Raw genomic sequence first — 18,579 nt, forward strand, 5'->3', positions numbered from 1 at the left:
GCGCTCGCCCTCGTCGGCTGCGCGTCGATGCCGACCTCGGGCGACGTCATGCAGGGCGAGGTCCGGGTCGACACCCCGGTCGACGTCGGTTTCAACGTGCAGGGGCCGTCACCGGGCGCGGACCCGCAGCAGATCGTCCAGGACTTCGTCTCCGTGGCGCAGTTCGGCCCGGCCTCGGCCAACACGTTCGCCGTCGCGCGGGAGTACCTGACGCCCGTCGCCTGGTCGCAGTGGAACCACAGCGCACCGGTGCTGGTGCTCACGGAGTACCCCGACTGGACCGTCGAGGAGTACGACGACGCCTCGGCGACGACCTCGGTCCACGGCGAGGCGCTGGTCGCCGCCAGCATCGACGAGACCGGCGCGTACACCGAGCTGCCCGAACCGAGCGCTGTCGACCTCTCCTACGACCTGTCCCGCGGCACCGACGGCGAGTGGCGCATCACCGGGCTCGAGGACGGCCTGCTGGTGCTGGCCAACTTCCTCGCGGAGGCGTTCCACCGCACGACCCTGTACTACCCGACGCCGGACCGCCGCTGGTGGGTGCCGGACGTGCGCTGGTACCCCCGAGCAGTCCTGGCGCACGGCCGCGACCCAGGAGATCCTCGCCGGTCCTCCCGAACCGCTGCAGCAGTCCGTGGTGTCCGTGGTGCCGGAGGGCACGACGCTGGCGATCGACTCGGTGAGCGTCGACGACCGGGGCGTCATCGACGTGTCGGTCACCTCGGCGATCTCCGCCGCGCCCGCCGAGGACCGGTCGTTGCTCGTGGCCCAGCTGGAGGAGACCCTGCGGGAGGGCGACGGGCGCAGCGTCGAGCTCTCGGACGGCAACAACCCGCTCGCCGTCCAGGCGAGCGACGCCCCGTCCCGGCCCGTCACGATCGGCGACGCCCTCGCCGTCGTCGACCGGGGCGACGAGGGACCACAGCTGCGCAGGGTGTCCGGCACCGAGCTGGTCGAGCTCACCGAGCCGCCGGTCACCGCCGGCCTCGACCTGACGGCGGTCGGCGCGGGCCCAGGGGACCTCCCCGTCGTCGTGCGGGACGGCGACGACCGTCTCCTGCGGGTGGCCGCCGACGCCGAGCCCGTCCAGCTGCTGCGCGGCGAGGGCGTCCTGCCACCGTCCGTCGACCGTTTCGGGACCGTGTGGACGGCCGTCGACGGCGAGCTGTGGGTGGTGCGGGAGGCCGGTGCCTCATCCCGCCTGGACGTCGAGTGGCTGGTGGACCGCCGGGTGCGCTCCGTGCGGGTCTCGCCCGAGGGCGCACGTGTCGTGCTGGTCGTCCAGGGGCCGGAGGGCCGGGAGGTGTGGGCCGCGGCGATCCAGCGCGACGCCGAGGACGTCCCGACGGGGCTGTCCACGCCGTGGCGGATCGGCGCACCCGTGCCCTCGGTCTCCGCGGCGGACTGGTCCGACGAGACCACCGTCGTGCTGCTCGGACGTGCCCCGGACGGGAGCCAGGTGCTCTCGCTCGCCGGCATCGGGGGACTCGCGGGCACCGCCGACGCCGGGGCACGCGAGCTGGTGACCCCGGGCGAACCCGTCCACGTGGCCTCCGCGGTCGGGGCCAGCCCGATGCTGGTCCTCGATACCGGCGGTGTGCTGCAGACGCGTCAGAGCTCGGCGCTGTGGCCCTCGGTGTCCGGCGACGTGGTCGCGGTCGCGTACCCGGGCTGAGGCCGCCCTCCGGTCACCCCCAGGAGCCGGGAGTCCGCGGGGGCGCCGCTGCGCGCCCCGACGCCGCCTGGCGGGGCCGTCGTGGGTGGCATCGTCGGCCGGGTGCTCACCGCCCTCGCCCGCCTGGTCGTCCCCGTGGCCTGCCCCGGCTGCGGCAGACAGGACGTGCGCTGGTGCGACCCGTGCGCCCGCACGGCCGTGGGGGGCGCTCCGTGGCGCGCCGAGGGCGGAGCTCCCCGGCTCGACCGGTGTGACGGCCGCGCTCCGCTGCCGGTCTGGGCGCTCGCGGACGGCACCGACGACGTCCGGGCGATCGTGGTGGCGTGGAAGGACCACGGCCGGGCCGATCTCGACGGGCTGTTCCGGCCGGCCCTGACGCGGGCGGCCGCGCGCACCGCCCCGCGGCTCGACGCCGTCGCCACGGGTGCTCCCCTCGCCGTGGTGCCGGTGCCCTCGTCGCCAGGGGCTCGGTGGCGTCGGGGACGGGAACCGGTGCGGTCCCTCGCCGCGGCGGTCGCCCGGGGGCTGACCGTCGGCGGTGTGCGTGCGGTGCCGGTCGCCGCGCTGCGTCGCCGCCCGTCCCGCGACCAGGTCGGACTCGGCGCGCGGGAGCGCGGGCGGAACCTCGCGTCCGCCCTGGTGCTGCGCGAGCGGCCCTCACGAGCGATCCGGCGGTGCGTCCTCGTGGACGACGTGCTCACCACGGGCGCGACGCTCGCCGCGGCCGAGGAGGTTCTCGAGCGGGCCGGCCGGGCCGTCGTCGGCGCGTTCGTGCTGGCGGCGACACCGCCGCCCGGAAGCTCCGACCGACGTGCGACGACGGATCCTCGCCAGCAGTTCACCCTCGGGTCACCTTGGGGTTAATGTGAGAACCCGACGACGCCCCACCGCACCAGCGGGACGGACGTCGCATCGCACGAGCGGACCGGGCAGCGGCCCGGCACCCGGGAGGTGGTGCCCACCCGGCACCGGCAACGGTGCCCAGACAGCCCGATCCGGCCGACCGTGCGAGGCGCGGCGGCCATCTGATGAAGTGGAGCGACACGATGGAGATCGCCGTCGTCGGCAGGCACACGGACGTGACGGACAAGTTCCGGGAGCACGTCCAGGACAAGCTCACCAAGGTCACCCAGCTCTCGCCGAACACGCGCCGTGTGGACGTCGAGGTCACGCACGAGAACAACCCCCGGCTGTCGGACGTCAGCGAACGGGTCGAGCTCACGGTGCGGTCGAAGGGGCCCATCATCCGCGCGGAGGCGGCGGCGGACGACAGGTTCGCCGCCCTGGACCTCGCGATGGAGAAGCTCAGTGAGCGTCTGCGGCGTTCTCGCGACCGGCACAAGAAGGACCACCGCCGCCGCGGCGCGGAGGACGCGCGGCCGTTCGCCGACCCGAGCACCGTCGACGAGGTGCTGGCCGAGCGCTCCGAGCCCGAGCCCGCCGTCCTGGAGACGCCCGGTGACTCCGTCGAGCACCAGCTGGGCGACTCGCCGGTCGTGATCCGTCAGAAGCTGCACCACGGGGAGCCGATGACGGTGGACGACGCCGTCGAGCGGATGGAGCTCGTCGGCCACGACTTCTTCCTCTTCATCGACAAGGAGTCCGCGCGGCCCGCGGCGGTCTACCGGCGCCGGGGGTGGTCGTACGGCGTGATCGAGCTGGACACCACCTGCGCGGCGGCCGCACCGGTCACCCAGCTCACCTGAGGTACCGGTCGGGACCGACGGGGCCCCGGGCACGAGGACGATCGTGCCCGGGGCCCCGTCGCGTCCCCGCATCTCGACGGGTCCCGCGGCGCGGGACGCTCCGCGGCGGGTCACCGCCGCTTCTCGCGGGTCTGGTCGAGTCAGGACGGATTCCCCCGGGTCAGGATGGATCCTGGCGGGTCGGCACGGCGCGGCGTGTGCCTGTCGGGGTCGACGGGCAGGATGACGACCGTGGAGACGATGTCCAACGCACAGGCGCGCCGGGTCGCGTTGCGCGCCCAGGCGCTGGACCGGCCGCGCCGGGACGCGCCGGTGACCATGCGCCGGCTGACCGCCACCGTCGACCGGCTCAACCTGCTCCAGATCGACTCGGTGAACGTGCTCGCCCGCGCACACCTGATGCCGCTGTACTCCCGGCTCGGGCCGTACGACACCGGCCTGCTCGACCGGGCGAGCGGACGCTCACCGCGGCGGCTGGTCGAGACCTGGGCCCACGAGGCGTCGTACGTCCCGGTCGGCACGTATCCGTTGCTGGCGTGGCGGCGCCGGGCGGCGCAGCAGGAGGCCTGGGGCGTCATCGCCGCGACCGCGCACGCCCACCCGGTCGAGCTCGACCTGGTGCGGTCGCTCGTCACCCAGCTCGGGCCCGTCACCGCGGGTCGGATCCACGCCGAGCTCGAGTCCGCCGGACGGGCGGGGTCCCGGCCCCGGGAGGACTGGGGCTGGAACTGGTCCGTGGCGAAGCGCTGCCTGGAGTACATGTTCTTCACCGGTGAGGTGCTCTCGGCCCGGCGCACCGAGTCCTTCGAACGCTGCTACGACCTGGCCGAGCGGGTGCTCCCGCCGGCGGTGCGGAACGCCCCGCCCGTCCCCGACGACGTCGCCGTGCGTCGCCTGCTGGAGCTGGGCGCGCGGGCGCACGGTGTCGGCACCGCCCGGTGCTTCCGCGACTACTTCCGGCTGCGGGGACCGGCCGCCGCCCGGGCGCTGACGGAGCTGGTCGACGACGGGACCCTCGTGCCCGTCGACGTGCAGGGTTGGAGCGAGCCCACCTACCGCCACCGTGACGCCGTCGTCCCGCGCCGCGCCGACGGTGCGGCGCTGCTGAGCCCGTTCGACCCGCTGGTCTGGGAGCGGCGTCGCCTGCAGTCCCTCTTCGACGTCTTCTACCGGATCGAGATCTACACCCCGGCGCACCGACGACGACTGGGCTACTACGTCCTGCCGTTCCTCGAGGGAGACCGGATCTCGGCGATGGTGGACCTCAAGGCCGACCGGGGCGGGCGGGTGCTGCGCGTGGCGGCCAGCCACCGCACGGGCGGCACGGGAGCCGACACCCCTGGCCGGCTCGCCGACGAGCTGTGGACGCTCGCCGGGTGGTCGGGTCTCGACGACGTCGTCGTCGAGCCGCCCGGCGACCTGTCCGACGCGCTGCGGGCGACGATCCGGGGCGCGACGCCGGACTGACGACCCACGGGGCCGCCACGGACCGTAGGATCGGCGGCTACAGGGGAGGAGGTGCCCGTGGAGACGCTCGCTCTCTACCTCGGCGTGGCGTTCGTGGGTGGTGTCGTCGCCACCCTCGTGCGGCTGCCTCCCCTGGTCGGCTTCCTCGCGGCCGGCTTCGCCCTCGGCGCGGCAGGTGCCCCGGAGCTGCCCGGTCTCGGCACGATCGCCGAGGTCGGTGTGGCGTTGCTGCTGTTCACCATCGGTCTGAAGCTGGACGTGCGCTCGCTGGTCCGCCCGGAGATCTGGCTGACCACGGTCAGCCACATGGTGTTCTCGGTGGCCCTCGGCATCGGGTTCCTGGGTGTGCTCGCCGCGGCGGGGATGGCGCTCGTCGCCGGCGACGGGTTCGGCACGATCGCGCTCATCGGGCTCGCACTGTCCTTCAGCTCGACGGTCTTCGTGGTCAAGGTGCTCGAGGACCGGTCGGACGCGACGAGCCTGTACGGACGGATCGCCGTGGGCATCCTGGTCATCCAGGACGTCGTCGCCGTGACGTTCCTGGCCATCGCCGAGGGGCGCCCGCCCAGCCCGTGGGCGGTGGCCCTGCTGCTGTTCATCCCCGGGCGCCGGGTGCTGCACGCGGTGTGGTCGCGTGTCGGCCACGGCGAGCTCCAGGCCATCTTCGGCGTCGCGGTGGCGCTGGGGCCGGGGTTCTACCTCTTCGAGCACCTCGGGCTGTCCGGGGACGTCGGCGCGCTGGTGATGGGGGCGCTCCTCGCCTCCCACCCGAGCGCCGGCGAGATGTCACGGTCGCTGATGACGTTCAAGGACGTCATGCTCGTCGCGTTCTTCCTCGAGATCGGGCTGCACGGGACGCCGGAGCCGCAGCACGTCGGCCTGGCGCTCCTGCTGCTGCTGATGCTGCCGCTGCAGGCCGCCGGGTACGCCGTGCTGCTGTGGATGGCGCGGCTCCGTCGTCGCACGTCGTTCCTGACCGGCCTCGTGCTCGGGAACTACTCCGAGTTCGGCATCATCGTGGTCGCCGTCGGCGTCGAGGTGGGCATGGTCGACGACGACTGGCTCGTCGTCATCTCGTTGGCGGTCGCCGCGAGCTTCGCGCTCTCCGCGGCGGTGAACCGCCGGGGCGTGGAGATCGCCTCCTGGCTCACCCGGTTCCTGCCGCCGAAGGACCCGTCCCGGCTGCACATGGACGACCGCGTCGTGGACATCGGCGACGTCGACGCCCTCGTCATGGGACTGGGCCGGGTCGGCTCGACCACCTGCGCCCGCCTGCGGGACGAGTACGGCCTGCGCGTCGTCGGGGTCGAGCACGACCTCAAACGCGTCACGGCGCTGCAGGGCGACGGTTTCGAGGTGGTCCGCGCCGACGCCACCGACGTCGAGTTCTGGGCCCGCGTCAAACGGGCCGGGCACGTCCGCCTCGCCGTGCTGGCCATGCCGTTCCACAACGCCAACCTCATCGCCCTCTCGCGGCTGCAGGAGGCCGGTTTCGAGGGGTACGTCGCCGCGATCGCCCGGTACGACGACGACGTCGCGGAGCTGCGGCGCCACGGGGCGCACGCGGTGTTCCACATCTACGGGGCCGCCGGTGCCGAGCTCGCCGACCGGGCGGCCGAGGTGCTCTCGACGGGACGCTGAGGCCTCCCGCGCCGGGGCGGGTCGTTCGTCGGTCGCGAACCCGGCCCACCGGGGCCGTGAGACCGAATAGGATGGCAGGCGGTGCGACGGGCGACGAGGGCGACGCCAGCAGATCCCGTCGGCACCACCGAACGGGCTCGGGGCCACCCGGGCACCACCGACCCGGGAGTACTGCGTGCCTGCGATCCTCGAGAAGATCCTCCGCTTCGGCGAGGGGCGGACCCTCAAGAAGCTGACCGGCCTCGCCGAGCAGGTGAACCGGCTCGAGTCCAGCTTCGTCGAGCTGAGCGACACCGAGCTGCAGGAGGAGACGCAGCGGTTCAAGGACCGCCTGGAGCACGGCGCCACGCTCGACGAGCTGCTCCCGGAGGCGTTCGCCACGGTCCGTGAGGCCGCGCGCAGGACCCTCGGCCAGCGCCACTTCGACGTGCAGCTCATCGGTGGTGCCGCCCTGCACGAGGGCAACATCGCCGAGATGAAGACCGGTGAGGGCAAGACGCTGGTCGCCACCACCGCCGCGTACCTCAACGCCCTGACGGGCAAGGGCGTGCACGTCATCACCACCAACGACTTCCTGGCGAAGTACCAGGGCGAGCTGATGGGCCGTGTCTACCGGTTCCTCGGCATGACCACGGGCATCATCGTCTCCGGCCAGAACCCGGACGAGCGCCGGCGCCAGTACGCCGCGGACATCACCTACGGCACGAACAACGAGTTCGGCTTCGACTACCTGCGCGACAACATGGCCTGGTCGCCGGACGACCTGGTCCAGCGCGGTCACCACTTCGCGATCGTCGACGAGGTCGACTCCATCCTCATCGACGAGGCGCGGACCCCGCTGATCATCTCCGGTCCCTCGTCCGGGGACGCGAACCGCTGGTACGTCGAGTTCGCGAAGGTCGTCAAGCGACTGACGCGCGAGACCGACTACGAGGTCGACGAGAAGAAGCGCACGGTCGGCATCCTCGAGCCGGGGATCGAGAAGATCGAGGACTACCTCGGCATCGACAACCTGTACGAGTCGCTGAACACCCCGCTGATCGGTTTCGTCAACAACGCCATCAAGGCGAAGGAGCTGTTCAAGCGCGACAAGGACTACGTCGTGCTCAACGGCGAGGTGATGATCGTCGACGAGCACACCGGCCGCATCCTCGCGGGTCGCCGGTACAACGAGGGCATGCACCAGGCCATCGAGGCCAAGGAGGGCGTGCAGATCAAGGCGGAGAACCAGACGCTCGCCACGATCACCCTGCAGAACTACTTCCGGCAGTACGAGAAGGTCGCCGGCATGACCGGTACGGCCGAGACGGAGGCCGCCGAGTTCCAGGGCACCTACCAGCTCGGCGTCGTCCCGATCCCGACGAACAAGCCGATGATCCGCATCGACCAGCCCGACCTCGTGTACAAGGCCGAGGAGGGCAAGTTCAACGCGGTCGTGGACGACATCGTCGAGCGGCACGCCAAGGGCCAGCCGGTGCTGGTCGGCACGACGAGCGTCGAGAAGTCCGAGCTGCTCTCGACGCTCCTGCAGCGCGCAGGCGTCCCGCACGCCGTGCTGAACGCGAAGGAGCACGACCGCGAGGCCGCCGTCGTCGCCCAGGCCGGGCGCAAGGGCGCCGTCACGGTGGCGACGAACATGGCCGGTCGAGGCACCGACATCATGCTCGGCGGCAACGCCGAGTTCATCGCGGTGGCCGAGATGGCCGAGCGCGGTTTCGACGCCGCCGAGGACCCCGAGGCCTACGAGGCCGCGTGGCCCGAGGTGCTCGCCAAGGCCGAGGAGTCGGTGGCCTCCGAGCACAACGAGGTCGTCGAGCTCGGCGGGCTGTACGTGCTCGGGACCGAGCGCCACGAGTCGCGACGGATCGACAACCAGCTGCGCGGTCGTTCCGGCCGTCAGGGCGACCCCGGCGAGTCGCGGTTCTACCTGTCGATGCAGGACGACCTGATGCGGCTGTTCAACTCCGGTCTCGCCGAGTCGATGATGGGCCGGGCCGGCTTCCCGGACGACATGCCGCTCGAGTCGAAGATGGTCACCCGCGGGATCCAGAGCGCCCAGTCGCAGGTCGAGTCCCGCAACTTCGAGATCCGCAAGAACGTCCTCAAGTACGACGACGTCCTGGCCCGCCAGCGCACCGTGATCTACGACGAGCGCCGCCGCGTCCTGGAGGGGGAGGACCTGCACGAGCAGGTCCAGCACTTCCTCACCGACGTCGTGACGGCCTACGTCGAGGGTGCCGCCGACGACGGCAACGCCGAGGGCTGGGACCTGGACTCGCTGTGGACCGCCCTGAAGTCCGTCTTCCCGGTGTCGATCACCGTGGAGGACGTCGTCGCCGAGGCGGGCGGGCGCGACCGTCTGACCAAGGAGATGCTGCTCGAGGAGCTGCTGTCCGACGCCCGTGTCGCCTACGCGGCGCGCGAGGAGTCCCTGGGCTCGCCCGCGATGCGCCAGCTCGAGCGTCGGGTCGTGCTGTCGGTGCTGGACCGCAAGTGGCGTGAGCACCTCTACGAGATGGACTACCTCAAGGAGGGCATCGGGCTGCGCGCGATGGCCCAGCGCGACCCCCTCATCGAGTACCAGCGCGAGGGCTACCAGCTCTTCCAGGCGATGACCGAGGCCATCAAGGAGGAGTCGGTCGGCTACCTGTTCAACCTCGAGGTGCAGGTGAAGCAGCCCGGCGAGGACGCGCCCGCCGGTGCGGGGCCGCAGGTCTCGGTCCAGTCCGCGGCGGCCACGGCCGGTTCCTCGGCCGCTCAGGGCCTGGCGGCCGGCGCGGCCTCGGTCGCGGGTGCCGACGCCGTCGAGGACGCCCCGACGGAGGAGGACGCCGCTCCCACGGAGCAGGAGATCCCGGCGGCCTTCGGCGGTTCCGAGGAGCCGACCCTCGTGGCGAAGGGTCTCGAGACCCCGCAGCGGCCGCAGAACCTGCAGTACTCGGCGCCCAGCGAGGACGGGTCCACCACCCGGACCGGGGACACCCGGGCCGCCCGTCGCGCGCTGCACGGCGAGGCGACCGCGGCGAACGCCGACGGGCGCACCTTCCCGGGGACCCCGCGCAACGCCCAGTGCCCGTGCGGGTCCGGCAAGAAGTACAAGGTGTGCCACGGCGCCAACGAGTGATCGGGCGTCCGTTCCCGGACGTCCTCACCCCAGCTCGAGCACGGTGACCCGCCAGGTTCCTCGGTGCACCTCGAGCCGGGCCGCCGCGGCGCGGACGCGCCCGGAGTCCTCGAGCACGACGGTGGCCTCCGCCGTCCCGGGGCCGAGCCGGACGGTGCGCACCCGACGGACGGTGACGGGGCGGGCCGGGCGGGCGGTCGCTGCCGCCCGCAGCAGCCGTGCCCGGTGCGCCAGCTGATCGTGGACCTGGGGCGTGACCCATCGCGCCACCTGGGCGGCGGGCCGTTCACCTCGCAGCACCTCGACCGCCGCCCGGACCACGGAGCAGCACAGGGCCGTGGGGTCGCTGGGGTGCGGTCCGTCCACCTGCCCGGACGACGCCTCGGCCAGGGGGCGCCCGGGGACCGGTGTCACCGGTGCGTCCCGGCCGACCCGGACCCGGCGCACGGGCGCGCGCCGTGCCGGTGCCTGCGGTGGCCGGGCGGGTGGCCGGGCGCCAGGGGTCGCCGCGACGCGGAGCCGACGAGCTGACGTGTCGTCCTGCGGGTCGGCGGGACCGGACGTGATGCGCGGAAGGGTCATGAAGGGCTCCGTACGGACGAGGCGGGGTGGGCGGCGTCGAGCAGGGGTTCTCAGGGCGAGCGCAGGACCTGCCCGGGCAGGATCTCGTCGGGGTCGTCACCGATGACGTCACGGTTGGCCGCGTGCCACCGGACGACCTCCGCCAGGACGTCGCCGTCCGAGGCCGCGTCCGGGAGTCCGCGGGACGCGATGTCCCACAGCGTGTCCCCTCGTACGACCACCACCTCGTCGCGGTCGGGCGGTCCGGGCCGCGCCTCGGCGCGGCCGGCGCTGTCGGCGGACCCCGCGGGGACGTCGGTGTCGAGCGGGCTGCTGGTGAGCTCGGCGGTGTGCGTCGTCGCCGGCGCGACCGGGTGTGCCGACGCCGCGGGGTCCGGGGGCGCCGGGTCGGTCGTGGACCGCCAGCCGACGTCGAGCACGACGGGTGCGTCAGCGCCGGGAGCCTCGTCGGCCAGAGCGCCCACCGGCGTGAGAGCCAGACCGGCGCCGACCCCGACGCCGACGGCGCCACGCGCGAGCCGGTGCACGAGCCGCGGGACCCAGGGGCCCAGCGCCGTGTCCAGGACGTGTCGGCCGTCCCGGCGGGCACGAGCGATGCAGGCCAGCGCGATGGCGGCTCCGACGGCCAGCCGGCTCGCGGCGATGGCGCCGACGAGCAGGACGCCGAGCTCGACCCATCGCTCGATGTCGGTGCGGGCGGCCTCCGCCACCCCGCGCGGGACGATCGACTCGGCACGCAGGCCGAGCAGCGCCAGGACGGCGGCACCCCCGAGGGCGCACGCGAGGAGGCCTGCGAGGGAGAGGCCGGGTCGCGGCGCCGGCCGAGGGTGCTGGGTGATCTCGTCTGTCATCTGATCCACTCTGATCATGACGCTTGATGTCTTTTGGTGTCTTCTGGTGGCACTGATCTCACCAGAGTTCGATCGCCGTGTCCAGAGCGGGCATGCTGGTGCGGTCCATCGGACGTGGGAAGGGGGAGGGTGATGACGTCGTCCGACAGGTCTCGCTGGGCGCTGCTCTTCGCGGACCTCGAGGCGCAGCTCGCCGCGGGGGAGGCGGCCGAGCGGGAGGGCGCCGTCGCCGAGCTCACCCGCGCTGAGCAGGCCGCCGTCCGCTGGACCGACCGGTTGCGGGCGACGCGCGGTCCGGTGCGCGTGGAGCTGTCCGACGGAGAGGTCCTCGAGGGGCGGGTCGCCCACCTCGCCGACACCTGGATGCAGCTCGACGCCGGAGGGCCCCGCGGACGCGTGCAGCACGTCGTGCCCGTCGCCGCGGTGGCAGGGATCGTGGGCCTGGGCTCCCAGGCGCTGGCGTCGCAGGCGAGGACGGACCGGCTCGGTCTCGGCACGGCGCTGCGCGCGCTGCAGCGCGACCGCGCCCGGGTGCAGGTGCGGACGACGTCCGGTCAGGTCGTCGGCCGGATCGCCCGGGTGGGCGCGGACCACCTCGACGTCGTGGAGGTCGACCGGGCGCGGCCGGTCGACCGGGTCGTCCCGTTCTCCGCCCTGCTGCGCGTCAGCGAGGCGTGATCACATCTCGCCGGAGGCGATGCGCTCGCGGGTGCGGGTGTACTGCTGCTCGATGTACTCCTCGAGCTTGACCGCCTCAACGCGCCACACCTTCTTCGGGCCGACCTGGATCGCGGGCAGCTCGCCCGAGCGGACGAGCGAGTACGCCTGGGCGGCGGAGATGCTCAGCATCTCCTGGACCTCGGCGAGGGAGAGGAAGCGACCAGCCATGCAGCCATGGTCGCACGGCGCCGTCGGTTGATCTCGCTTGTCCACAGGCGATGGTGGATGGTGGCGCGGTGGCGTCTTCGTCCCGGATGATGGATCTCACCGCATCGTCGCTGGTCGCAGCGCTAGGGTGACGACCGACCGACGGCCCCGCCCGCCGGACGCGACGACGCGACCGGCCGAACCGAAGGACCGATCCGTGAGCAACGACGCCCTGCCCTCTCCCGTCGCGCCCCGCCTGCGCCGGCCCACCTGGCGCGACCCCCGTCTCGTCGTCGGGCTGCTCCTCGTGGCGCTCGCCGTCGCGCTGGGGGCCTGGGTGGTCTCGGGCGCCGACCGCACGGTGCCGGTCTACGTCGCCGCCGGCACGCTCACGCCGGGAGAGCCCGTGGCGGCGGAGGACCTGCGTGTCGTCGACGTCAACCTCGGTGCGGAGACGGCCCGGTACCTGCGGGCGGACGTCGGGCCCCCGACGGACCAGGTCGCCCTGCGCGTCGTCGAGGACGGCGAGCTGGTCGCCGCCGGGGCGCTCGGCCCGGCCGAGCGCGTCGACGTCCGGGCGGTGGCGGTCCCGGTCAGCGCGGGACTGTCCGAGCGGATCCGGGCCGGAGCGCTCGTCGACCTGTGGTTCGTGCCGGACGTCGCGCCGGGGTCGAAGGGCGGCGCCCCGGAGCCGGAGCCGCTGGTGACCGGCGTCGTCGTCGAGCAGGTCGACGTCTCGGACAGCGGTCTCGTCGTGGCCGACGGCGGCACGGTGCACGTGCTCGTCGGCAGCGAGCGCCTGCCGGCCGTGCTGTCGGCCCTCGGCGCCGACGGGTCGATCGCGGTCGTCCCCGTGGCGGGCGCCTGATGGCGGCGCCGATCACCGTGCTGTGCGCGGTGGAGGGGCCGGAGGAACCCGACGTCGTGGTCGCGCTCGGCGCTCCCGGAGCGGGCACCACGGTGACCCGCCGCTGCGGTGACGTGACCGAGCTGCTCGCCGCGGCCGCGGCCGGAGCCGGGACGGTGGCCGTCGTGACCGCCGACCTCCCGGGCCTCGACCGGGAGGCCGTCGGTCGTCTGCACGCGGCCGGGACCCGCGTCGTCGCCCTCGCGGACGTCGGCGGGGCCGACCGGGCCGAGGCGCTCGGCGTCGACGCCGTCCGCACCGGCCCGCACGACCCGGGTTTCCTCGACGCCGTGCGCGACACCGCACCGATCGACGACCCGCTGGCCACCGGGGAGCTCGACCTGGCGTCGGTCCTCGACGCCGAGGGAAGCTCGCCGGAGCCGGGGCGTCGTGGTGACGTCGTGGCGGTCTGGGGTCCGGTCGGCGCCCCCGGTCGCTCGACGACGGCCGTCGAGGTCGCGGCCGAGCTCGCCGGGATCGGCGGGACCCGCGGACGTCGACGGCGGGGCCGGGCCGGTCGCCCCGCCCCCGCGGCGCCCGGGGAGACGACGCTGCTGGTCGACGCCGACACCTACGGCTCGTGCCTCGCCGCCCGGCTGGGCCTGCTCGACGACGCCCCCGGGCTCGCGGCCGCCGCGCGCGCCGCCTCCCGGGGCGGCCTGGACCTGACGACGCTCGCCCGCCACGCACCCGTGGTCACGGGACGGCTCCGCGTCCTGACCGGCATCACGCGGGCCTCCCGGTGGCCCGAGCTGCCGGCCAGCGCCCTCGAGGTCGTCCTCGACCGGGCGCGCGACCTGGCACGCTGGACCGTCGTCGACTGCGGGCCGCTCGTGGAGGCCGACGAGCTGCTCATGTACGACACCCACGCCCCGCAGCGCAACGGCGCGACCCTCGCCGCCCTGGAGGCGGCTGACGTCGTGGTCGTCGTCGGTGCCGCCGACCCCGTCGGCATCCACCGTCTGGTGCGTGCCCTGGAGGACCTGGCCGACGTCCCGGTCCCGGTGGCCGGTCGACGGCTCGTGGTCGCGAACCGCGTGCGCTCGACGGCGGTGGGCCCTGACCCGGCCGGGGCCGTGGCGGCGGCGCTGGCCCGCTACGCCGGGGTGGACGACGTGCACCCGGTGCCCGACGACGCTGCTGCGTGCGACGCCGCCGTGCTCGCCGGCCGTAGCCTGGCCGAGCACGCACCCTCGTCGTCCGCCCGGGACGGCTTCGCGGAGCTGGCGGGCCGGGTCCGCGCGCTGGTGGCGTGAGCGGCGTCGGGCAGACTGGCCCCATGCGCATCTACGTGCCCGCGACCCTGGACGAGCTGGACACCGCCGTGGTCGGGAGCGTGACCCGCTGGCCCGTCGGGCCGCGCGGTGCGCACGCCGTCACGCGGGCGCTCGCCGGTGAGCTCGCCGACGCCGACGACGAGGGGCGCGAGTACGCGGCGTTCCTCGCGGCCGCCGACGACTCCCTGTCGCTCGTCGCGGGCCGTCCTGGCGTGCCGCCCGTGCGGGTCGTGGTCTCGGTGGACGTCGAGCAGGACGTCGTGGGCGTCGACCCCGAGGGCGCCTCGGCCTCGTCGGTGCAGCTGCTGCGCGACGTCCCGGACGTCCCGCTGGCCGCCGTGCACGTCGACGAACCCACCGCGGCCGACGACGTCCGGGCCGTGCTGGCGGCCGTGGACGCCGACGACGACGAGGCGCTCGCCGAGGCGGTCCAGCGGGTCACCGACCGGGACCTGCTCTGGTACGACCCGAGCGAGGTCGGCCAGATCCCGCGCCCCTGAGACCGCACCGTCCGCTGTGGGCATGAAATCTGCAGCCCTCGGGTACCCAGGGGCTGCAGATCTCATGCCCACAGCACGGGAGGTCAGCCGAGGTAGACGAGCGCCTTGTCGTGCAGCAGCCCGTTGGTGGCCAGCGCGTTGCCGCCCCAGGGGCCGTCCGACCCGTCCAGCGAGGTGAACCGCCCGCCGGCCTCGACGACGATCGGGACCAGCGCCGCCATGTCGTACAGCTCGAGCTCCGGCTCGGCGGCGATGTCCGCCGCGCCCTCCGCGACGAGCATGTACGACCAGAAGTCGCCGTACCCACGGGTTCGCCAGCACTCGCGGGTCAGGTCGAGGAACCCGTTGAGCTTGTCGCGCTCCTCCCAGCCGTCCAGGGAGGAGTAGGCGAACGAGGCGTCGTCCAGCGACGAGACGCCGGACACGCGCATGCGGGTGGCGGCGGCGATCGACTTGCCGGTCCAGGCGCCGGAACCCTTGGCGGCCCACCAGCGGCGGCCGAGCGCCGGGGCGGAGACGAGGCCCATGACGACCTCGTCGCCCTCGGCCAGCGCGATGAGCGTCGCCCACACAGGCACACCCCGGACGAAGTTCTTGGTGCCGTCGATGGGGTCGATGATCCACCGGCGGGACCCGCTGCCGGCCTCTTCGCCGAACTCCTCGCCGACGATGGCGTCACGCGTGCGCGCGCGGGCCAGCTGGGCGCGGATGAACTCCTCCGCGCCGCGGTCCGCGTCGGACACCGGGGTCTGGTCCGGCTTGGTCTCGACGTGCAGATCGACCGCGCGGAACCGGGACATCGTCATCGAGTCGACCTGGTCGGCGATCACGTGGGCCAGGCGCAGGTCGTCCTCGTACGTGCGCCCGTGCCCCCGGGGACTGGGTGTCTGCTGGAAGGTGGCCACCCTCACACGGTAGCGGTCCGGGAGGTCGGCAGACGGCGGAACGACGCCAGGCGAGATGCGCGTGTCGCCGGTCCGGGGACGGCACGGAGGGCCGACGCGCTGTTCCGACAGAGTGTGGCACTCTGGCGCATCAGCAAGATCGCACCAGGGCCGACCCGCAGTGACGCGTGGCCCCGGTGGGGATGAGGAGAAGTATGTCGCGGTTCGAGCTGATGCTCGGTTCGCCCGTGTCGCGGATCGTCGCCATCGCGTGCGCGGTCTGGTGCGTAGGGGTCGGCGTCTACGTGATCGGGGGGACGATTCTCCGCCTGTTCGGTCGGGAGGTCGGGACGCTGGATCTGAAGCAGGCCGCGAGCGAGCTCCACGACGGCGACGTCCTGATGGCATCGATGGTTGCCAGGGTCAAAGCTCCGATGGCGCTGGCCTTCGTCGCCTGGATTCCCTTGTTCCTCGGTGTCGGCGTGCTCGGCCCACGCTTTGACGAGCACTTCAGAGAGGTTTTCCTGTGGTCGTCGGCAGCCCAGTTCGGTCTGATGCTCTGGGCGGCCGTGGAGTTCCTCTGGGCCTGGCCGGGTGTCCTCGTCGCCCCTGAGGCCAGGGGAACGTCGGGATACCTGCAGAGCAGACGCAGCCGATCGCGGGCCCCGAAGGGCGGTGCCGACGACGACTCCTAGCCGGCGTCGGTCCGGGAGGTCAGCAGGCGGCGGAACGACGCCAGGCGGGCAGCACGTGCCGCCCGCCCGTCGCCGTCCTCGGCGGCCTCGACCCACTCGTCGAGCGCGCAGTCGGGGGCATCGGCGAGGTGCGTGCACCCGCGCGGGCACTCCTCGGCCGCGGCATCCAGGTCCTCGAAGGCGCGCAGCAGGTGCTCGGGCTCCACGTGGGCGAGGCCGAAGGACCGCACGCCCGGGGTGTCGATGACCCAGCCGTCGTGCCCCTCGCCGTCCACCGAGGAGCCCGGACCCACCGGCAGGCGCAGCGCCACCGCCGACGTCGAGGTGTGCCGCCCTCGACCCGTCACGTCGTTGACGACGCCGGTCGCCCGCAGGGCGTCGGGCACCAGGGCGTTGATGAGTGTCGACTTGCCGACGCCGGAGTGGCCCACCAGCACCGACGTCCGGCCCAGCAGGCGCTCGCGGACCGTCTCGACGGACTCCGCGTCGTCCCGCCTGGTCACCACCACGTCCACGCCGATCGGCTCGTACAGGTCGCGCAGCTCGTCGGGGGAGGCGAGGTCGGCCTTGGTCAGGCACAGCAGCACGTCCATGCCGGCGTCGTAGGCGGCTACGACGCAGCGGTCGATCATGCCGGTGCGCGGCTCGGGCTGGGCGAGCGCGGTGACGACGACGAGCTGGTCGGCGTTGGCGACCACGATCCGCTCGTACGGGTCGGTGTCGTCGGCCGTGCGGCGCAGCGTCGAGGTGCGGTCGGTGATGCGCACGATCCGGGCGAGCGTGCCCTCGCGGCCGGAGGTGTCCCCGACGACGTCCACCCGGTCGCCGACCACGGTGCGGGTCCGCCCGAGCTCGCGGGCCTTCATGGCGAGGATCTCGCGCTCGTCCGGGCCGCCGTCGTCGACCACGAGGGTGTAGCGGCCCCGGTCGATCCCGGTGACCATCGCCGGGACGGCGTTCGCGTGCTCGGGACGCTGCTTGGACCGTGGGCGCGACCCGTGCTTGGAGGGACGCGAGAACCGGTCGTGCTCGTCACGGGCCCGCGCCATCAGGCCAGGTCCCCCGTGCCGAGATCGAGCATCCGTGCCCAGATCCGGTCGAACCCGGGCAGGGTCTTGGCGGTGGTGGCGACGTCCTCGACCTGGATGCCCGGCACGCGCAGGCCGAGCAGCGCCGCCGAGGTGGCCATGCGGTGGTCGGCGTAGGTGCGGAACGTCCCGCCGTGCAGCGGGCGCGGGGTGATGACGAGCCCGTCGCGGGTCTCCTCGCACCGGCCGCCCAGCCGGGTGATCTCCGTGGCCAACGCCGCCAGCCGGTCCGTCTCGTGGCCGCGCAGGTGGGCGATGCCGCGCAGGCGGGTGGGGGAGTCGGCCAGCGCCGCGAGCACGGCGAACGTCGGGGCGAGCTCGCCGCCGGCCTGCAGGTCGACGTCGATGCCGTGGATCTCGCCCGTGCCGGTCACGCTCAGCACGCCGTCGGCGAGCGACGCCGTGCCGCCCATCCGTTCCAGCAGCCCGGGGACCATGGCACCCGGCTGGGTGGTCGACGACGGCCACCCCGGCACCCGCACGGTGCCTCCGGCGACCAGCGCGGCGGCCAGGAAGGGTGCCGCGTTGGACAGGTCCGGCTCGACGCGCACGTCCCGGGCGGCGATCGGACCGGGGGTGACCTGCCAGATGCCGTCCCGGGAGTCGTCGACGGCGACACCGACCTCGCGCAGGGTCGCGACGGTCATCTCGATGTGGGGCAGACTCGGCAGCGTGGTGCCGATGTGCCGCAGCATCAGCGGCCGGTCGAACCGGGCGGCGGCCAGCAGCAGCGCCGAGACGAACTGGGAGGAGGCCGAGGCGTCGATGTCGACGGCGCCGCCGGCGACGTGGCCCCGTCCGTGCACGGTGAAGGGCAGGTGGGCCGGGAGCGTGTCGCCGGCCTCGGCGCCCTCGCCGGTGACGCGGACGCCGAGGCCGTGCAGCCCGGCGAGCACCGGCTGCATCGGCCGCACCCGCGCCTCCGGGTCGCCGTCGAACCGGACGGCGCCGTCGGCCAGCGCGGCCACGGGGGGCAGGAACCGCATCACGGTGCCGGCCAGCCCGCAGTCGACGGCGGTGTTGCCGGTGACCGGCCCGGGCGTGACGTGCAGCGTGCTGGCGGTCTCACCCTCGGTGATGGTGGCGCCGAGCGACCGCAGCGCGGCGATCATGAGGTCGGCGTCGCGCGAGCGCAGCGCACCGCGCAGGGTGCCCGGCCCGTCGGCCAGCGCTGCGAGGACGAGCAGCCGGTTCGTCAGCGACTTGCTGCCCGGGACCTCGACCGTGCTGTCCAGGGGGCCGTCGGCGACCGGGGCGTCCCAGAGCGGCAGATCGGTCGGTGCCGGCGCAGTCGTCATGTCCCCGAGGGTAG

General features: G+C 73.8%; 17 protein-coding genes. 11 read left to right on the top strand and 6 right to left on the bottom strand.

Features of this window, described 5'->3' with window-relative positions; translation table 11 throughout:
• Positions 1–640 precede the first annotated feature (640 nt).
• The 6 genes from Q6349_RS06250 (at position 641) to secA (ending at position 9,616) form a co-directional block, all read left to right on the top strand.
• Entirely contained in the window at positions 641–1,678 is a 1,038-nt protein-coding gene (locus tag Q6349_RS06250) for an LpqB family beta-propeller domain-containing protein (RefSeq protein WP_304603347.1), read from the top strand.
• Between the two features lie 102 nt (positions 1,679–1,780).
• Positions 1,781–2,542, top strand: a complete 762-nt coding sequence (locus Q6349_RS06255) for a ComF family protein (protein ID WP_304603348.1) — start codon at positions 1,781–1,783, stop codon at positions 2,540–2,542.
• A gap of 182 nt (positions 2,543–2,724) precedes the next feature.
• Positions 2,725–3,384 carry a ribosome hibernation-promoting factor, HPF/YfiA family gene (gene hpf, locus Q6349_RS06260; RefSeq protein WP_171247416.1) on the top strand — a complete coding sequence of 220 codons (660 nt, stop codon included), beginning with the start codon at positions 2,725–2,727 and terminating at the stop codon, positions 3,382–3,384.
• A gap of 240 nt (positions 3,385–3,624) precedes the next feature.
• Positions 3,625–4,851 carry a winged helix-turn-helix domain-containing protein gene (locus tag Q6349_RS06265; protein WP_304603349.1) on the top strand — a complete coding sequence of 409 codons (1,227 nt, stop codon included), beginning with the start codon at positions 3,625–3,627 and terminating at the stop codon, positions 4,849–4,851.
• 57 nt (positions 4,852–4,908) lie between these two features.
• The gene (locus Q6349_RS06270) at positions 4,909–6,492 is read left to right on the top strand and encodes a cation:proton antiporter family protein (RefSeq protein WP_304603350.1); all 1,584 of its coding nucleotides are present in this window, start codon (positions 4,909–4,911) and stop codon (positions 6,490–6,492) included.
• Positions 6,493–6,667: 175 nt separating this feature from the next.
• Positions 6,668–9,616, top strand: a complete 2,949-nt coding sequence (gene secA, locus Q6349_RS06275; RefSeq protein WP_304603351.1) for a preprotein translocase subunit SecA — start codon at positions 6,668–6,670, stop codon at positions 9,614–9,616.
• A gap of 24 nt (positions 9,617–9,640) precedes the next feature.
• Here the strand turns inward: secA and Q6349_RS06280 are convergent, their stop codons facing one another.
• Together Q6349_RS06280 and Q6349_RS06285 are read right to left on the bottom strand one after the other, a co-directional pair.
• Complete coding sequence (locus Q6349_RS06280; RefSeq protein WP_304603352.1) at positions 9,641–10,198, bottom strand: Rv3235 family protein; 558 nt, start codon at positions 10,196–10,198, stop codon at positions 9,641–9,643.
• 50 nt (positions 10,199–10,248) lie between these two features.
• Complete coding sequence (locus Q6349_RS06285; RefSeq protein ID WP_304603353.1) at positions 10,249–11,049, bottom strand: LysM peptidoglycan-binding domain-containing protein; 801 nt, start codon at positions 11,047–11,049, stop codon at positions 10,249–10,251.
• A 132-nt stretch (positions 11,050–11,181) separates the two neighbouring features.
• Here Q6349_RS06285 and Q6349_RS06290 point away from each other — a divergent pair, with 132 nt between their 5' ends.
• A complete protein-coding gene (locus Q6349_RS06290; protein ID WP_304603354.1) occupies positions 11,182–11,727 on the top strand; it encodes a hypothetical protein in 546 nt (181 codons plus the stop codon).
• Here Q6349_RS06290 and Q6349_RS06295 read toward each other — a convergent pair whose 3' ends face one another.
• A complete protein-coding gene (locus Q6349_RS06295) occupies positions 11,728–11,937 on the bottom strand; it encodes a helix-turn-helix domain-containing protein (protein ID WP_171247363.1) in 210 nt (69 codons plus the stop codon). It abuts the gene before it with no gap.
• Positions 11,938–12,133: 196 nt separating this feature from the next.
• On the opposite strand from Q6349_RS06295, the gene Q6349_RS06300 reads away from it, so the two are divergent.
• The 3 genes from Q6349_RS06300 to Q6349_RS06310 are packed head-to-tail and all read left to right on the top strand — an operon-like array spanning position 12,134 to position 14,600.
• Positions 12,134–12,784 (top strand): hypothetical protein, encoded by a 651-nt coding sequence (locus tag Q6349_RS06300; protein WP_304603355.1) that lies wholly within the window; start codon positions 12,134–12,136, stop codon positions 12,782–12,784.
• A complete protein-coding gene (locus Q6349_RS06305) occupies positions 12,784–14,079 on the top strand; it encodes a hypothetical protein (RefSeq protein WP_304603356.1) in 1,296 nt (431 codons plus the stop codon). The genes Q6349_RS06300 and Q6349_RS06305 overlap by 1 nt, the downstream gene beginning before the upstream one ends.
• 23 nt (positions 14,080–14,102) lie before the next feature.
• Positions 14,103–14,600: a hypothetical protein gene (locus Q6349_RS06310; protein WP_304603357.1), complete on the top strand. Its 498-nt coding sequence runs from the start codon at positions 14,103–14,105 to the stop codon at positions 14,598–14,600.
• An 83-nt stretch (positions 14,601–14,683) separates the two neighbouring features.
• On the opposite strand, the gene hisN is transcribed toward Q6349_RS06310, so the two are convergent.
• Positions 14,684–15,505, bottom strand: coding sequence for a histidinol-phosphatase (gene hisN, locus Q6349_RS06315; RefSeq protein WP_304603358.1), 822 nt, complete (start codon positions 15,503–15,505; stop codon positions 14,684–14,686).
• Between the two features lie 194 nt (positions 15,506–15,699).
• Here hisN and Q6349_RS06320 point away from each other — a divergent pair, with 194 nt between their 5' ends.
• Complete coding sequence (locus Q6349_RS06320) at positions 15,700–16,179, top strand: hypothetical protein (RefSeq protein ID WP_304603359.1); 480 nt, start codon at positions 15,700–15,702, stop codon at positions 16,177–16,179.
• Here Q6349_RS06320 and rsgA read toward each other — a convergent pair.
• A complete protein-coding gene (rsgA, locus tag Q6349_RS06325; RefSeq protein WP_304603360.1) occupies positions 16,176–17,228 on the bottom strand; it encodes a ribosome small subunit-dependent GTPase A in 1,053 nt (350 codons plus the stop codon). The genes Q6349_RS06320 and rsgA overlap by 4 nt on opposite strands.
• Complete coding sequence (gene aroA, locus Q6349_RS06330) at positions 17,228–18,565, bottom strand: 3-phosphoshikimate 1-carboxyvinyltransferase (RefSeq protein ID WP_304603361.1); 1,338 nt, start codon at positions 18,563–18,565, stop codon at positions 17,228–17,230. Before aroA ends, rsgA begins: the two co-directional genes overlap by 1 nt.
• Between the last annotated feature and the right edge of the window lie 14 nt (positions 18,566–18,579).

This window comes from Isoptericola sp. 178 (assembly GCF_030586525.1).
GTDB lineage: Bacteria > Actinomycetota > Actinomycetes > Actinomycetales > Cellulomonadaceae > Isoptericola > Isoptericola sediminis.

Coding starts and splice junctions, on each gene's coding strand:
- hpf (WP_171247416.1), top strand. CDS start 2,725: ATGGAGATCGCCGTCGTCGGCAGGCACACGGACGTGACGGACAAGTTC.
- Q6349_RS06265 (WP_304603349.1), top strand. CDS start 3,625: ATGTCCAACGCACAGGCGCGCCGGGTCGCGTTGCGCGCCCAGGCGCTG.
- Q6349_RS06280 (WP_304603352.1), bottom strand. CDS start 10,198: ATGACCCTTCCGCGCATCACGTCCGGTCCCGCCGACCCGCAGGACGAC.
- Q6349_RS06285 (WP_304603353.1), bottom strand. CDS start 11,049: ATGACAGACGAGATCACCCAGCACCCTCGGCCGGCGCCGCGACCCGGC.
- Q6349_RS06290 (WP_304603354.1), top strand. CDS start 11,182: ATGACGTCGTCCGACAGGTCTCGCTGGGCGCTGCTCTTCGCGGACCTC.
- Q6349_RS06295 (WP_171247363.1), bottom strand. CDS start 11,937: ATGGCTGGTCGCTTCCTCTCCCTCGCCGAGGTCCAGGAGATGCTGAGC.
- Q6349_RS06305 (WP_304603356.1), top strand. CDS start 12,784: ATGGCGGCGCCGATCACCGTGCTGTGCGCGGTGGAGGGGCCGGAGGAA.
- Q6349_RS06310 (WP_304603357.1), top strand. CDS start 14,103: ATGCGCATCTACGTGCCCGCGACCCTGGACGAGCTGGACACCGCCGTG.
- Q6349_RS06320 (WP_304603359.1), top strand. CDS start 15,700: ATGTCGCGGTTCGAGCTGATGCTCGGTTCGCCCGTGTCGCGGATCGTC.
- rsgA (WP_304603360.1), bottom strand. CDS start 17,228: ATGGCGCGGGCCCGTGACGAGCACGACCGGTTCTCGCGTCCCTCCAAG.
- aroA (WP_304603361.1), bottom strand. CDS start 18,565: ATGACGACTGCGCCGGCACCGACCGATCTGCCGCTCTGGGACGCCCCG.